This is a genomic window from Frigoribacterium sp. CFBP 8751, from assembly GCF_014841545.1.
In the GTDB taxonomy this organism is placed as follows: domain Bacteria; phylum Actinomycetota; class Actinomycetes; order Actinomycetales; family Microbacteriaceae; genus Frigoribacterium.
The window spans coordinates 52430-67181 of record NZ_JACYUB010000005.1 but is presented as its reverse complement, the minus strand read 5'-3'; the positions used below and the strand labels follow the sequence as shown (position 1 = coordinate 67181).

The following is a 14752-nucleotide window of genomic DNA, read 5'->3' as shown; positions in this document are numbered from 1 at the left end:
CCCCGAGCCGGGTCAGACCCCGGCGACCCCGAACTCGTGGTCGAGGGCGGCCAGCTCGCGGTCGAACCGAGCCCGCAGCGCGTCCTTCTCGGCGCCGGGCAGCCAGCTGGCGTCGACACCGGCGTAGGCCATCGAGCGCACCTGGTCGGCGGTCGCCCCGATCTGCTCGTGCACGATCCGGTACTCGGCGGCGAGGGTCGTCGGGAACATGCCCGGGTCGTCCGACGCCGGCACGACGTTCAGGCCCGCCTCGAGCATGGCCTCGACGGAGGCGCGGCGCCAGGGACGCCACGACCGTCGTGAGGTCGTCGACACGACGGTGAACGCCACCTGCTCGTCGCGCATGCGCGCGACGACCTCGTCGTCCTCGAGCACGTAGTACCCGTGGTCGATGCGGTCGCAGCCCAGCTGGTCGAGACACGTGATCGTGTTGACCGCGGTGGGGGAGTGCTCGGACGAGTGGGCCGTCCGACCCAGCCCGGCCTCGCCCGCGAGACGGTAGGCGTCGACGAACCGCTCGGGCGGCCCGCTCGTCTCGAGGTTGTCGAGGCCGATCCCGGCCACGTACTCGTGCGGGTGGTCGACCACCTGACGGACGAGCTCGAGGGCGTGCTCGCCGCTCCGGCTGCGGTCGATGCCCTGGATCATGCGTCCGGTCATGCCGAAGTCGCGCTCGGCGAGCCGGATGCCCTCGGCGTAGGCCTCCACCGAGCCGGTGTAGCCGAGCGACGCGAGGTGCGGCGGGACGGCGTCGAAGAACAGCTCGAGATGCCGCGTCGCACTCGCGTGGTGCGCGTCCTCGAAGGCCTCGTAGACGATCCGGGTGAGGTCGTCCGCGTCGCGCAGCACCTCGACGACCCAGTTGGACGCCTGGAACAACGAGTACGACACCTCGGGCTCGTCGGCGCTGGGCCCCTGCGGCACGGGGATGCGGGTGTCGCGGTAGAGCGCCGGGTCGGGCGGCAGCGAGTTGATGTCGGCGAAGATCCGCTCGGGCTCGTCGGGCAGGACGAGTCCCTCGCGGCGGGCCAGTTCGGCGAACGTGCTCGGGCGGACCGTCCCGATCAGGTGGCAGTGCAGGTCCGCCTTGGGCATGCGGTCCAGGTAGGCCGGGGGCAGGGTGGTGCTCATCAGCGCGAGGTCACCTCACGGGCGAAGCGGTCGACCCACTCCGAGCGGGTGGGGACGAGTTCGGTCGGGTCGAGGGTCGAGTAGCCCGCCGCGACCGGGTCGGAGGCGATGTCGCCCACGACGGCCTCGATCGTGTCGGGCACCGTGGCGCCCGGGTTGACCGGCAGGTCGCCGACGATCTCGGCGGACGAGGTCTGCGCCTCGACCGAGAGCAGGTAGTCGACGAACTGGTTCGCGCCGTCGACGTTCTCGGCACCCGTCGGGATCATCGCGCGGTTGGTGGCCATGTAGCGGCCGGTGGCCGGCGCCGTCCAGGCGATCGGTTCACCCGACTCGACGAGGTCGGTCGCGAATCCGCTCAGCGAGTCCGCGGCGACGATCTCGCCCTGCGTCAGCAGGTTGGTGACCTCGGTGGACGAGCTGTAGAACTGCAGCACGCCCGGGGCCCACTCGCCGAGCTGGTCGAGGGCCGCGTCGATGTCGTAGGGGCCGTCGCCGTACTCGGCGGCGACGCCCGAGACCATCAGCTGGCCGGCCGTCACCGAGATGTCCGGCAGGGCGACCTTGCCCGAGAGCTCGTCCTCGCCGTACAGGCTCCACTCCGCGGCCTCGTCGGCGGTCAGCTCGTCGGTCGAGTACATCGTCCCGTTGAGCTGGTAGCTGTAGGCCGGGCCGAGGTAGGTGTCCTCCTTCGCGAAGTCGGCGATCTCGTCGAGCGACGGCACGGCCGAGGCGTCCACCTGCTGGAAGAGGTCGTCCTCCTGGCCGAGGGCCGCGTAGTAATCCGAGATCAGCATGACGTCGACGTCGGGCTGCCCGCCCGCGACCTGCAGCTGCGACAGGCGGTCCGAGTTCGATCCGGTGTCGACGACCACCTCGATGCCGGTCTTCTCGGTGAACGGGTCGATGACGGCTTCCTGGAACTCCTCGACGCCGAACGGGAACGTGCTCACGGTGATCGTGTCGGCGTCGGGCTCGCCGCCGCCGTCGGCGGAGCAGCCGGCGAGCACGAGGGTCGTCGCGGCGACGCCGGCGACGATCGCCAGGCGGGTGCGGAGGGTGGAGGTCATGGTCGTGTCCTTTCGGGGCGGTCTCGGCGAGACCGGGCGGTGTGGAACGCGGGTGGGTGGGGTGGTGGAGGGGAGAGCCGAGGAGGCGCGCGCGGCTCCGCGCACCGGGCGGGTCAGTCGGCGAGGGCCACGAGCCGCGACGCCGGGGCCGTGACGGTCACCCGGTCGCCGATCGCGACCGTCTCGGAGCCCGTGCTGCGGACGTCCGAGAGCAGACGCACCTCCGCACCGGTGGCGTCGACGGCCTGCACGGTGACGAGCAGGTCGACCCCGCGGTACGCGACGTCGCTGACGACCCCGGCGAGGTGCAGGCCGTCGTGCGCCGCGCCTCCTGCGGGGGTCTCGGGCGTGACCCCGAGGTGCTCGGGGCGGATCGCGAGCAGGGTGCCGTCGGCCGCCGTGACGAAGTTCTCGTAGCCGAGGAAGTCGGCGACGAAGCGGTTCGCCGGGTTCGGGAACACGTGCTGCGGCGCGCCCTGCTGCATGATCCGGCCGGCGCGCATGAGCACCATGTCGTCGCTCATCTCGAGCGCTTCGTCCTGGTCGTGCGTGACGAGCACGACGGTGAGGCCCGTCTCGCCCTGGATGCGGCGGATCTCGGCGCGCATCTGCACGCGCAGACGCGCGTCGAGGTTCGACAGCGGCTCGTCGAGCAGCAGCAGCTTCGGGCGGATCGCGATGGCGCGGGCCAGGGCGACGCGCTGTTGCTGGCCGCCCGAGAGCTTCTTCGGCTTGCTGCCGGCGAGGTGGGCCAGACCGACCAGGTCGAGGGTCTCCATCACGCGACGGCGGCGCTCGGCGGTGTCGACGCCGCGCAATTTGAGGCCGTAGCCGACGTTGTCGGCGACGCTGAGGTGCGGGAAGAGCGCGTACGACTGGAACACCATGCCCAGGTCGCGCTTCTCGGGCGGGGTGCGCGTGCTGTCGACGCCGGCGATGCGGATCGTGCCCGACGTCGGGGCGGCGTAGCCGGCGAGCATGCGCAGGCTCGTCGTCTTGCCGCAGCCGCTCGGGCCGAGCAGCGTCGTGAGCTTGCCCTCGGCGATCGACAGGTCGATCGAGTCGACGGCGGTGAAGTCGCCGAAGACCTGGCTGACGGCGACGAATTCTGCTGCGGTGCTCATCTGTTGATGCCTCCGAAGATCTTGGCGAAGCCGACGGTACGTTCGGCGATGACGGCGATGACGACGGTGCCCGCGAGGATCAGCGTCGCCATCGCCGCGACCATGGGGTCGTAGCTCTGCTGCACGTAGTCGAGCATCGTGACGGGCAGGGTGCGGAAGTCACGGCTCTGCAGCAGCAGCGACAGGGGCACGTTGTTGAACGAGGTGACGAAGCTGAGCAGCGCCGCCGAGAAGATGCCCGGGCGCAGCAGCGGCAGGGTCACCGTGACGAAGGCCCGCAGGGGAGAGGCGCCGAGCCCACGGGCGGCCTCTTCGAGCGCGGGGTCGGCCAGGGCCAGGGAGGCACCGGTCACGCGGACCGCGTAGGGAAGCATCAAGACGGTGTGCCCGATCAGCAGCACGGGGAAGGCGTCGAGCCGGAACCCGATGACGAGCTGCTGGTAGAGCGCGAGCCCCACCACGAGCTCGGGGACGATCAACGGCGAGAGGAACAGCGCCTCGACGAGCCCCTTGCCCGGCAGCCTGCCGCGATGGATCGCCAGGGTCGCGGGGATGCCGACGAGCAGGGCGAGCACGGTGGCGATCAGGGCGAGCTGGAGGCTCGAGACGAGGGCCTGGGTGAAGGGGTCGTAGCCGAGTGCGGCCTCGAACCAGCGCAGCGAGAACCCCTGGGGCGGGAAACGCAGGGTGCGTTCACTCGTGAACGCGGTGGCGACGACGAAGAGGATCGGGACGATCATCACGACGTAGCCGGCGACGGCGAGGGTTCCGGCGACCGGGCGGCGGGTGGTCACGAGGTGGCTCCCTTCCGGGCGACGAGCGACGACAGGCCCGACACGACGAAGACCAGGACGGTCATGATCAACGCGGTGGCCGAGGCTCCGGCCCAGTCGATCGTCACGCTCGAGTACGAGAAGAGCTGGGTGGCGAGCATGCGTTGGCCCGAGCCGCCGAGCAGGTACGGGGTCGTGTAGGCGGTGACCGAGCCCGCGAAGACGAGGGTGGCCGCGACGACGACACCGGGCAGGGAGAGGGGCACGACGATGCTCCAGAAGGTTCGGGTGCGGCTCGCGCCGAGTCCGCGGGCGGCGTCGTCGAGGCCCGGGTCGACCTGGGCCACGGCCGAGTAGCACGAGATGATCGCGAGCGGCAGGAACAACTGGGTCAGGCCGAGGACGATCGCCAGCTCGGTGTAGAGCAGCTGTGGGGCCTCGTCGACCAGGCCGAGCGTGGTGAGCAGCTGACCGATGGCGCCGTTCTTGCCGAGCACCACGAGCCAGCCGAAGGTGCGCACGACGTTGCTGAGCAGCAACGGGAAGATCGCCAGGGCGAGCAGGACGCCCGACCAGCGCGAGGTCGAGCGGGCGAGCAGGTAGGCGACGGGGAAGCCGAGGGCCACGCAGATCACGGTCACGACCAGGCCGAGCCCGACCGTGCGTCCGATGATGCGCAGGTCGAAGGGGTCGGTGAGCATCTGGCCGAGGCGGCCGACGATCTCGCCGGCGGTCACGCCGGGTGGGGCGAAGAGCATCGCGAGCGATGGCACCGCGAACCCGATCAGCAGGAAGGCGAGGCCCGGCAGCAGCAACAGCAGCGCGGGTTTGCGGGACGTCACGAGTGTCCTCCGATGGGTTCTGCCTCAGGGGGATGTCGGCTCCACGTCGGGTGAAACCGGTTACATCGACCCTAAGGGCGTAGATCGCCCGCATCGGCCCTGCCGTGTAAACACCTTGTTACAAGCCTCGGACCGCCGCGCGGGACCGGTTTCACGGAGGCCCTAGGGTGGTGGGCATGACTGGGGCAGGGCGGCTCGCGACGCTGGCGGACGTGGCGACGCTCGCGGGCGTCTCGAAGGCCACCGCCTCACGCGTGCTCAGTCGCCCCGAGCTGGTGTCGCCCGACACGGCCGGTCGCGTGCTCGCCGCCGCCGCGAAGCTCGGCTTCGTGCCGAACCGTGCGGCGCGGCAGCTGGCCCGCGGGCGCACGGGCGTCGTCGCCCTCGTCGTGCCGACCCTCGACAACGCGTTCTTCACGCCGATCATCGCCGGGGCCCAGGCCGCGGCGGGCGAGGCCGATCTGCAGCTGACGGTCGCCGTGCACCCCTTGGCCGAGGCGGGCGAACTGGCCGCGTTCGAGCGGCTGTCCCACCAGGTCGACGGGTTCATCGTCGTGGCCCCCCGCGGGGCCGACGACGTCGTGCGGGCCGCGACGGGCCACAAGCCGACCGTCCTCGTCGACCGTGAGGTGGCCGGGGCGTCGTCGGTCGTGGCCGACACGGCGACCGCGTTCGGTTCGCTCGTGTCGCGCTTCGTCGCCGAGGGGCACGAGCGCGTCGTCTACCTCGGCGGGCCCGACGGCTCGTGGCAGAACGTCCAGCGCACGGCCGCGGTGGTCGAGGCCGCCGCCGGACGGGCCGAACTCACGGTGCTGGGGCCGTACCCGTCCACCTTCGAGGCCGGGGTGCGGGCGAGCGACGACGTCCTCGCCTCCGGGGCGACGGCCGTCGTTCCCTACGCCACGGCCATCGGGCTCGGCCTGATGTTCGTCCTCCGGGCCGACGAGCACCGTGACCGCTCCGTGACGGTCAGCTCGGAACGCATGGTCGTCGACGCCCTGGGGCTGGTCGGGGTCCCGGCGATCGACGTCGACGGCGAGCACCTGGGGCGGGTCGCAGCCGGTCGCCTGCTCGAGCTGCTGGCACCGGGCGGCCCGTCCGAGCCGACGACCACGCGCCTCCCGGTCCCGGTCCGCTGGCCGTGACCTGGTCGGCGGGCTCCGGCGACCTGGGCCGAGCGGTCGGGGCGGCTCAGCGGTAGTCCGCGGGCCAGGCGAAGGCCGGAGGCGCGGTGACCGTCTCGCCGATCGGCGCGAGCACGAGGTCGATGCGTTCGAAGTCCCGCAGCGGGATGCCGGCCGGGTCGGCCGGGTAGGGGCTGCCCCCGACGAAGGCGTGCAGCTCGAGCCCGTCGTCGTGCCCGAGCGACCCCACGCCCTGTCCGTCGAGCGCGACGTCCCACTCGCTGAACAGCTGTCCCAGGACGAACGTCTCGCGCGTGGGCGACTCGACGTGCACGATGCCGCTCGTGTCGTGCGTGTGGATCTCGGCGGCGAACTTCGTGTCGGAGTCGTGCCCGATGTCACCGGGCACCGTGACCGCCTGCCCGTCGACGGTGATCGAGAGGTGCGTGTGCACGTGCATGGCGAGGTCCTGCCCCCAGACGTTCTCGAGGCCGGCGGCGGCCGCCCTTGTCTCGAGCTGGTCGGTCGCAGGGCGAGCCCACGGAGGCGCGGTGGCGGCCCCGCGGACGTTCAGCGGGTTGCCGCTCTGCACCACGGCCACGCCGATCCCGCCCGCCACGAGGACGACGAGGGCGAGCAGCCCGGCCAGCACCTCGCCCGAGGGTCGTCGGCGAGGTCGGCGAGGTCGGCGCACTCCGTCGCTCATCGCGTCGGACCGGCCTCGGCCTCGGACGTGCTGCGGACACGGTCCACGAGCTCGCGCCACGGGCCGGTGACCTGCTGCTCGGGCAGCTTGGCCTTGCGGGTCGGTCGGGTCTCCGCCGTGATGACCCAGACGAAGCGGTCGGGTTGCACCGCCTGCGGGGCCGCCGGGGCCTGCGACCAGGGCACCTGGTCGATGAGCACGAGCCACGACTCGGTGTCGGGCTCGGAGTCGACGTCGACCGACCAGCTGCGGGTGAGGCCGGCGAAACCACCGGAGCGCGACACGGTGACCTTCATGGGCGCGATGCTACCCCGGCGGTGTGCGGGACAGCAGGGGCTCGCGCCGGCCGGTCTCAGGCCGCCGGGGTGACCCCGACGCCCTCCCACCCGGCCGATGTCGCCCGGGTCTCGTCGGAATCCGCTCCGTACCGTGCCGTGGCGGCTTCGACCGTCGCCGCCGCGAACTGGGCGAAGGAGGCCTCGGTCGACAGGGTGCCGCCGGTGAGCGTGTCGTACCAGATCTGACCCGCTCGCAGCCAGGCCTCGCCGCCCAGGGCCTCGGCGACGAGGTAGAAGGCCCGGTTGGGGATGCCCGAGTTGAGGTGCACCCCACCGTTGTCGTCGGTGGTCTCGACGTAGTCGTCCAGATGACCGGGTTGAGGGTCCTTCCCGAGGACGTCGTCGTCGTACGCGGTGCCCGGGGCCTTCATCGACCGCAGTGCCCGACCCTGCACGTCGGGGGTGAAGAGCCCCTCGCCGATGAGCCAGGTCGCCTCGTCGGCGGTCTGGCCGAACAGGTGCTGCTCGACGAGGGCCCCGAACACGTCGCTCACCGACTCGTTGAGTGCACCCGACTGCCCCTGGTAGGTGAGGTTCGCGGTGTACTGGGTGACCCCGTGGGTGAGCTCGTGCCCGATGACGCTGACCGACGCCGTGAAGCGTTCGAAGACCTCGCCGTCTCCGTCGCCGAAGACCATCCGCTCGCCGTTCCAGAAAGCGTTGTCGTAGTCCTGGCCGTAGTGGACGGTCGCGTCGAGGGACAGCCCGGCGCCGTCGATCGACGATCGCCCGTAGACCTCGCGGAAGAGCGCGTAGGTCGCGCCGAGTGCGTCGTACGCCTCGGTGGCGGCGACGTCGTCGGTGGCGGGTTCACCCTCGCCGCGGACGCGGACGCCCGGCAGCTCTTCCGTGCCCTGGGCGTCGAACACCGTGCGCTCGAGCACGGACTCGGCGCCGAGCGCGCCCCGGACGACGGGGGGAGTCGCGTTGCGGTCGACGGACTCCATCGCGAGCAGCCCGTTGCGTGCGGCCTGCGGCGCCCGGTGCAGGCGGGGCGAGTCGGCCTCGGCGAGGTGGGCGAGCAGGTACGGGGGGACGATGAACCGCGACATGCGTGCACTCTCGCACGCGCCTCCGACATCGGGCCCGACTGTTCACACGATCGTGACGTACCGGTCGGTCGCGCGTCGCCGTCCGGACGACGAAGGGCGCGAGGGGCGGGGGGCGCCGTCCGCCCGACTAGCGTTGACGGCATGACCGTCACCGATGCCTCCACGTTCGTCGACAGCAAGATCGCCGTCGTCCCCGACTTCCCGAAGCCCGGCATCCTCTTCCGCGACGTCACCCCGCTCTTCTCCGACGCCGACGCCTTCGCCACCGTGACCACGGCGCTCTCCGAGCCGTTCGACGGCGGGTTCGTCGCCGTCGCCGGCATCGAGGCGCGCGGCTTCGCGCTCGCCGGGGCCATCGCCATCGAGCAGGGCGTCGGCGTCCTCACGGTGCGCAAGGCGGGCAAGCTGCCCGGCGAGGTCCTGAGCGAGAGCTACGCCCTCGAGTACGGCGAGGCCACGCTCGAACTGCGTCCGAACCAGATCCCGGCGGGGTCGAGCGTCCTGATCGTCGACGACGTGCTCGCGACCGGCGGCACGGTCGAGGCGACCGTCACCCTGCTCGAGCGCGCGGGCTACGTCGTGGCCGGCGTCGCCGTGCTGCTCGAGCTCGACGGTCTCGGCGGCCGGGCCCGACTCGAAGGCCACGTCCCGGTGCACGCCCTCTCGTCCGCCCCCGCCTGACGCCTCGCGCCGTGTGACGGGCACCGACCGGCCTCAGGCGAACGAGCGCGCGGCCTCGAGCGCCCCGGGGAAGAGCAGCCCGGCCCCGCCGAGCAGGCAGGCGAGGGCCACGAGAACGAAGACCCCGACCCACACGACGCCCGGCACCCGGGTCAACCCGGCGAGCTGGTCGGCGTCCGACGCGGTCGAGCGGGAGCGACGCCGGCTCCGCTGCAGCTCGAGCGACGCGCGCAGCGCCCCGAACCCCAGCACCGCCGTGACGACCAGCCCGAACACGGCCTGCCAGGTCGGTGACGCGAAGAACGTGACGGCGACGACGAGGGCCGCGCCCAGCAGCACAACCCAGAGCCCGAACCAGTTGCGGATCTGCACGAGCATCAGCGCGAGCAGCAGCAGCAGCGCCCAGAGCAGCCCCGCCGCGTAGCCGGCCGACAGCAGCCACGCGGCGCCCAGGGCGGCGATCGCGGGTGCGGTGTAGCCGGCGAGGAGCGTGATGATCATGCCCGGCCCGGTCCGCGGCCCCTTCGAGACGGTCAGGCCCGAGGTGTCCGAGTGCAGGCGGATGCCCGTGAGCCGCCGCCCGGTCAGCACCGCAGCGAGCCCGTGCCCGCCCTCGTGCACGACGGTGACGGCGTGCCGCACGGTGTGCCAGGTGCCCGGCAGCAGCACCAGCAGCAGGCCGGCGGCGACGCTGCCGAGCAGCCACGAGCCGGGCAGGGGGGCGGCGAGCTGGCTGATCCGGGCCCAGAGGTCGGTGAGAGCGTCCACGCGACGAGCCTAGGAGGCGCGGTGCACGCGGTCGGACGCCGCGCCTCCTCGGCCCTGCCGCGGTCGCCCCCGGGGCGGGTCGTCCTCCAGGCTGATCTTCGGCCGTTCCGGGCGTCCTCCCACCGACCGGTGCCGCACGATGGACGGATGCGTCGCGCCGTCCTCCTCCTGCTCACCCTCGTCTACCTCGCCGGGGTCGCCTGGATGACCCTGCGCCCGAGCGTCTACGACGCGAACACCGGGGCGCTGCTCTGGCGGGCGCTCGACGTCTTCGCCCGGCACGACGAGACCTCGTGGATCACCTTCGCCCGGGTCGAGGCCGCCGCGAACGTGGCGATGTTCGTGCCGATGGGCATGTTCCCGGCGCTGCTGCTGCCCAAGCGGTTCTGGTGGGTCGGCATCGTGGTGGGCTTCGCCGCGACGGTGGGCATCGAGACCGTCCAGGCGACGTACCTGTCGGCGACGCGCTTCTCCGACCCGCAGGACCTCGTGATGAACACCCTCGGGGCGGCGATCGGTGCAGCGTTCGTCGGACTTGTCCTGCCCCGTCGGCGTCGCGGTCGGAGCCGACCGCGACAGCGGGCGGCGTCGCCCGTCTGGTAGGCTCCTCAGGTTGCCGTCTGAACGGCCGCGGAGAAAGAGAGCTCGCACATCCGGTGACGAGCACCGCGCAACGAACTGAAAGGGGATACCTCTCATGGCACTCGCACCTGACGTCAAGACCCGGATCATCGAAGAATACGCGACCCACCCCGGCGACACCGGATCCCCCGAGGTCCAGGTCGCCGTGATGACGCAGCGCATCCTCGACCTGACCGAGCACCTCAAAGAGCACAAGCACGACCACCACTCGCGTCGTGGCCTGCTGCTGCTCGTCGGCCAGCGCCGTCGCCTCCTGGGCTACCTGTCCAAGGTCGACATCGAGCGCTACCGTACGCTCATCGGTCGTCTCGGCCTGCGCCGCTAGTCTTCGCGCTCCGAACATCTCGACGACGGCCCTCTCGGCACTCAGCTCCGGCTGCACGCCGAGGGGGCCGTTCTCTCGTTCCCGCCGAGGCGCTCCCGACTGCCGGTCGACGCGACCGGACTCAGTACCAGTTGTGCGCGACCGAGTGCGCCCACGCAGAGCACATGGTGCCGTAGCTGCTCTGGATGTACGAGATGCCCCAGTTCACCTGGGTCCTGTAGTTCGTCTGCCAGTCCAGCCCGAACGAGGCCATCTTGTTGCCCGGCAGCGACTGGGGTATCCCGTACGCACCGCTGGACGGGTTGGACGCGTTCGTCCGCCAGCCGGACTCCTTGTTCCAGAGCTGCACGAGGCAGGTGTACTCGGCTCCGCCGCCGACCTTCGTGGCGGCGTAGGCCTTCGCACTGGCCGGATCGTTCACGGCACCGACCGGGGGAGCCGTGCCGCCGCCGCCCGAACCGCCGCCGGTGCCGGGCGCCGTGCCTCCGGACGAGGCGCTGCCTCCCGACGATGCCCCACCGGCTCCGGACGAGCCCGACGGAGCCTTCGCCGCCGACGCGGCCTGAGCCTTCGCCGCCGCCTGTTGCGCCGCGAACGCCTGCTGAGCCGCGACCCCGGTCCGGTACTGCTGTTCGAGCTCGGCCGTCGAGTCCTTGAGGGCGGCGAGCTGGGCGTAGAGATCGGCCGATCGTTCGGTGGCGTCGGCGACCTCGCCGTCCGCGGTCGCCTGCGCCGCGGTGGCCTGGTCGGCCGTGGCCTGCGCGTCGCGGGCGAGGGCGTCGCGCCGATCGGCCGCGGTGGTCGCCTGCTCGCTGAGCGAGGACACCGTGTTGCTCGCGGAGGTGGCATCGGCCAGCACCGTCTGCCACCGGTCGCCGAGTTGCGTCAACGAGCCCAGTTGGTAGAGGGCGGCGCCGGGGTCGGGCGACGTGAAGAGGTCGGTGCCCATGGTCTGCGTGCCGCCGGTGCGGAACAGGCTGCCGGCCAGCTGGCCGGCCTCCCGCTTCGCGGTGTCGGCGGTGGCCCGCGCACGCTCGGCGTCCGCGGCGAGTTCGTCCGCCCGTTGCGCGGCAGCCGCGAGGTCTGCCTGGGCCGTCGCGTTCGCCTGGTCGGCGAGGACGGCCTCGTCGCTGCGGTCGGACGCGGCCTTCTCGAGGCTGTCGAGCGACGCGTCGATCAGGTCGACCTGCGCCTGGGTCGCCGCGGCGTTCCCCTTCGCGGCCTCGACCTGTTCCCAGGTCGGGTACCCCGCGGCGGACGCGGCGGACGGTGCCACGAGCGTCGTCAGGACGAGAGCCAAGGAGGCGCCGGTCGCCACCGCGAGACGGCTCGCGCGACGATCCCGGCCGGACCTGTCGTGAGAACGCATGATCTCGACCCTAATGCCGTCCCCCCGGCACCGCGCCTCCCCGTCCGGGCGACACCCACCGTCCGCACCCCGGCCGGACGGGTGCGAGTGCTAGCATCGCCCTCGGAGCAGGCCGGTACGGCTGCTGGTCACCGGTGGTGACAGGCGGAATGCCCCGACCGGCGCCGAGCGTCCGGGTCGGGCGCGGGGTCCGACCGTTTCTACTGTTGGCCAGACGTGCCACCGCCTCCGTCGCGTTGTTGCACGTGCATGTCGCCATGCCGTCCACGCCGCCCGCTCCGGTACACATCGATGCCCACACGGGGCCTCGATGCAAAACAAAGAGGAGTAGCCCCCACATGGAGGGTCCAGAGATCAAGTTCGGCGAAGCCGTCCTCGACAACGGCAAGTTCGGCAAGCGCACCATCCGATTCGAGACCGGTCGTCTCGCCCAGCAGGCTCAGGGAGCCGTCGCTGCCTACCTCGACGAAGACACCATGCTTCTGTCGGCCACGAGCGCCAGCAAGAAGCCGAAGGACAACTTCGACTTCTTCCCGCTCACCATCGACGTCGAAGAGCGTTCGTACGCCGCGGGCAAGATCCCCGGCTCGTTCTTCCGTCGCGAGGGTCGTCCCTCGACCGAGGCCATCCTGGTCTGCCGCCTCATCGACCGGCCGCTGCGTCCCTCGTTCGTCGAGGGCCTGCGCAACGAGGTCCAGGTCGTCATCACGGTGCTGAGCATCGCTCCCGACGAGTTCTACGACGCCCTCGCGATCAACGCGGCCAGCGCCTCCACCCAGATCTCGGGTCTGCCGTTCTCCGGGCCGATCGCCGGTGTGCGTCTCGCCCTGATCGGTGAGCAGTGGGTCGCCTTCCCCAAGGCGAGCCAGCTCGCCGACGCCGTCTTCGACCTCACCGTCGCGGGCCGTGTCGTCACCGACGCCGCCGGCAACGAGGACGTCGCGATCATGATGGTCGAGGCCGAGGCCACCGAGCACGCCTGGGGTCTCATCCAGGGCGGCGCCACGAAGCCCGACGAGGCGATCGTGGCCCAGGGCCTCGAGGCCGCCAAGCCTTTCCTCAAGCAGCTCGTCGACGCCCAGGCGACGATGGCCGCCCAGGCCGCGAAGGAGATCGCGGACTACCCGGTCTTCCTGCCCTACACCGACGAGGTGCTCGAGGCCGTCACGGCCGCCGCCGGCACCGAGCTCGCCGAGGTCTACAAGATCGCCGGCAAGATCGAGCGCCAGGACGCCGACGACGCCCTCAAGTCGCGCGTGAAGGACGTCATCGCCGCCAAGGTCGACGCGGGCGAGCTGCCCGACACGTCCCTCGGCCAGGTCGGTGCCGCCTACAAGTCGGCCACGAAGAAGGTCGTCCGCGACCGCATCCTCACCGAGCAGATCCGCATGGACGGCCGCGGCCTCGCCGACATCCGTCCGCTCGACGCCGAGGTCCAGGTCATCCCGCGCGTCCACGGTTCGGCCATCTTCCAGCGCGGCGAGACCCAGATCATGGGTGTCACCACGCTGAACATGCTCAAGATGGAGCAGCAGATCGACTCGCTGAGCCCGGTCACCAAGAAGCGCTACCTGCACCACTACAACTTCCCGCCCTACTCGACCGGTGAGACCGGCCGCGTGGGTTCGCCGAAGCGTCGTGAGATCGGGCACGGCTTCCTCGCCGAGCGCGCCCTCGTTCCGGTGCTCCCCAGCCGCGAAGAGTTCCCCTACGCCATCCGTCAGGTGTCCGAGGCCCTCGGCTCGAACGGCTCCACGTCGATGGGTTCGGTCTGCGCGTCGACCCTGTCGCTGCTGAACGCCGGCGTGCCCCTCAAGGCCCCGGTCGCCGGCATCGCCATGGGCCTCGTCTCCGACACGGTCGACGGCCAGACGCGCTACGCGGCCCTGACCGACATCCTCGGCGCCGAAGACGCCCTGGGCGACATGGACTTCAAGGTGGCCGGCACGAGCGAGTTCGTCACGGCGATCCAGCTCGACACCAAGCTCGACGGTCTGCCGACCGCCGTGCTCGACGCCGCCCTCAAGCAGGCCAAAGAGGCGCGTACCGCGATCCTCGGCGTCCTCAACTCGGCGATCGACGCCCCCGACGAGATGGCCCCGACCGCACCCCGCGTGATCTCGGTCCAGATCCCGCAGGACAAGATCGGCGAGCTGATCGGCCCCAAGGGCAAGACGATCAACGCCATCCAGGACGAGACCGGCGCCGACATCAGCATCGAAGAAGACGGCACCGTCTACATCGGTGCCGTCGACGGCCCCTCGGCCGAGGCCGCCCGTGCCCAGGTCAACGCCATCGCGAACCCGACCAACCCCGAGATCGGCGAGCAGTTCCTCGGAACGGTCGTCAAGATCGCGTCGTTCGGTGCGTTCGTCTCGCTCCTCCCCGGCAAGGACGGCCTGCTGCACATCAGCGAGGTCCGCAAGCTCGCCGGTGGCAAGCGCGTCGAGAACGTCGAGGACGTCCTCGGCGTCGGCCAGAAGATCCTCGTCGAGATCACCAAGATCGACGACCGCGGCAAGCTCTCGCTCGCCCCGGTCGTGGCCGACGAGGCCGACACCGACTCGAGCGGAGCGACCGAGCAGTCGACCGACGAGTCCGTCGACGCGTAGTCAGCACGCCACGAAGGGCCCGTTCCGACCTCGGTCGGGGCGGGCCCTTCGCCGTCGGTGCAGCGCTCCCGGGTCGCGGTCCGACCAGGAGGCGCGCCCCCCGGACCGGGGCGGCGACACGGCGTAACGATTGGGTGCGGCGGCGGTGGAAACCGGGCGCGTGGCCGTATTCTTGATGGTGGAGGGCGAACCATA

General features: G+C 71.5%; 15 protein-coding genes. 5 read left to right on the top strand and 10 right to left on the bottom strand.

The features are described 5' to 3' along the window. Positions 1–12 precede the first annotated feature (12 nt). The 5 genes from IFT88_RS12865 to IFT88_RS12845 all read right to left on the bottom strand — a co-directional run bounded on the left by IFT88_RS12865 (position 13) and on the right by IFT88_RS12845 (position 4940). A complete protein-coding gene (locus IFT88_RS12865) occupies positions 13–1131 on the bottom strand; it encodes an adenosine deaminase family protein (RefSeq protein ID WP_249409030.1) in 1119 nt (372 codons plus the stop codon). Further along, the gene (locus tag IFT88_RS12860; RefSeq protein WP_043596644.1) at positions 1131–2201 is read right to left on the bottom strand and encodes an extracellular solute-binding protein; all 1071 of its coding nucleotides are present in this window, start codon (positions 2199–2201) and stop codon (positions 1131–1133) included. Before IFT88_RS12860 ends, IFT88_RS12865 begins: the two co-directional genes overlap by 1 nt. A gap of 113 nt (positions 2202–2314) precedes the next feature. Then, positions 2315–3325, bottom strand: a complete 1011-nt coding sequence (locus tag IFT88_RS12855; RefSeq protein ID WP_137847646.1) for an ABC transporter ATP-binding protein — start codon at positions 3323–3325, stop codon at positions 2315–2317. After that, positions 3322–4119: an ABC transporter permease gene (locus IFT88_RS12850; RefSeq protein WP_231567170.1), complete on the bottom strand. Its 798-nt coding sequence runs from the start codon at positions 4117–4119 to the stop codon at positions 3322–3324. Before IFT88_RS12850 ends, IFT88_RS12855 begins: the two co-directional genes overlap by 4 nt. Further along, positions 4116–4940 (bottom strand): ABC transporter permease, encoded by an 825-nt coding sequence (locus IFT88_RS12845; protein ID WP_235472234.1) that lies wholly within the window; start codon positions 4938–4940, stop codon positions 4116–4118. Before IFT88_RS12845 ends, IFT88_RS12850 begins: the two co-directional genes overlap by 4 nt. A 176-nt stretch (positions 4941–5116) precedes the next feature. Between IFT88_RS12845 and IFT88_RS12840 the strand changes: the two genes are divergently transcribed. Further along, a complete protein-coding gene (locus IFT88_RS12840; protein WP_137847647.1) occupies positions 5117–6085 on the top strand; it encodes a LacI family DNA-binding transcriptional regulator in 969 nt (322 codons plus the stop codon). A gap of 46 nt (positions 6086–6131) precedes the next feature. Here the strand turns inward: IFT88_RS12840 and IFT88_RS12835 are convergent, their stop codons facing one another. Genes IFT88_RS12835 through IFT88_RS12825 form a run of 3 tightly spaced genes read right to left on the bottom strand, consistent with a single transcriptional unit; the run spans position 6132 to position 8160 of the window. Continuing rightward, complete coding sequence (locus IFT88_RS12835; protein WP_192121037.1) at positions 6132–6770, bottom strand: hypothetical protein; 639 nt, start codon at positions 6768–6770, stop codon at positions 6132–6134. Then, a complete protein-coding gene (locus IFT88_RS12830; protein ID WP_056227093.1) occupies positions 6767–7066 on the bottom strand; it encodes a protealysin inhibitor emfourin in 300 nt (99 codons plus the stop codon). Before IFT88_RS12830 ends, IFT88_RS12835 begins: the two co-directional genes overlap by 4 nt. 56 nt (positions 7067–7122) lie before the next feature. Then, entirely contained in the window at positions 7123–8160 is a 1038-nt protein-coding gene (locus IFT88_RS12825) for a M4 family metallopeptidase (protein ID WP_192121035.1), read from the bottom strand. A gap of 141 nt (positions 8161–8301) precedes the next feature. Here IFT88_RS12825 and IFT88_RS12820 point away from each other — a divergent pair, with 141 nt between their 5' ends. Next, positions 8302–8841, top strand: a complete 540-nt coding sequence (locus tag IFT88_RS12820) for an adenine phosphoribosyltransferase (protein WP_043596654.1) — start codon at positions 8302–8304, stop codon at positions 8839–8841. A gap of 33 nt (positions 8842–8874) precedes the next feature. Here IFT88_RS12820 and IFT88_RS12815 read toward each other — a convergent pair whose 3' ends face one another. Further along, complete coding sequence (locus tag IFT88_RS12815) at positions 8875–9609, bottom strand: M50 family metallopeptidase (protein ID WP_192121033.1); 735 nt, start codon at positions 9607–9609, stop codon at positions 8875–8877. Between the two features lie 147 nt (positions 9610–9756). Here IFT88_RS12815 and IFT88_RS12810 point away from each other — a divergent pair, with 147 nt between their 5' ends. After that, complete coding sequence (locus IFT88_RS12810; protein WP_043596658.1) at positions 9757–10212, top strand: VanZ family protein; 456 nt, start codon at positions 9757–9759, stop codon at positions 10210–10212. A gap of 94 nt (positions 10213–10306) precedes the next feature. Then, a complete protein-coding gene (rpsO, locus tag IFT88_RS12805) occupies positions 10307–10576 on the top strand; it encodes a 30S ribosomal protein S15 (RefSeq protein WP_043596660.1) in 270 nt (89 codons plus the stop codon). A gap of 121 nt (positions 10577–10697) precedes the next feature. On the opposite strand, the gene IFT88_RS12800 is transcribed toward rpsO, so the two are convergent. Beyond that, complete coding sequence (locus IFT88_RS12800) at positions 10698–11945, bottom strand: coiled-coil domain-containing protein (protein WP_192121031.1); 1248 nt, start codon at positions 11943–11945, stop codon at positions 10698–10700. Between the two features lie 338 nt (positions 11946–12283). Here IFT88_RS12800 and IFT88_RS12795 point away from each other — a divergent pair, with 338 nt between their 5' ends. Beyond that, entirely contained in the window at positions 12284–14557 is a 2274-nt protein-coding gene (locus IFT88_RS12795; RefSeq protein ID WP_192121029.1) for a polyribonucleotide nucleotidyltransferase, read from the top strand. The last annotated feature ends 195 nt before the right edge of the window (positions 14558–14752 follow it).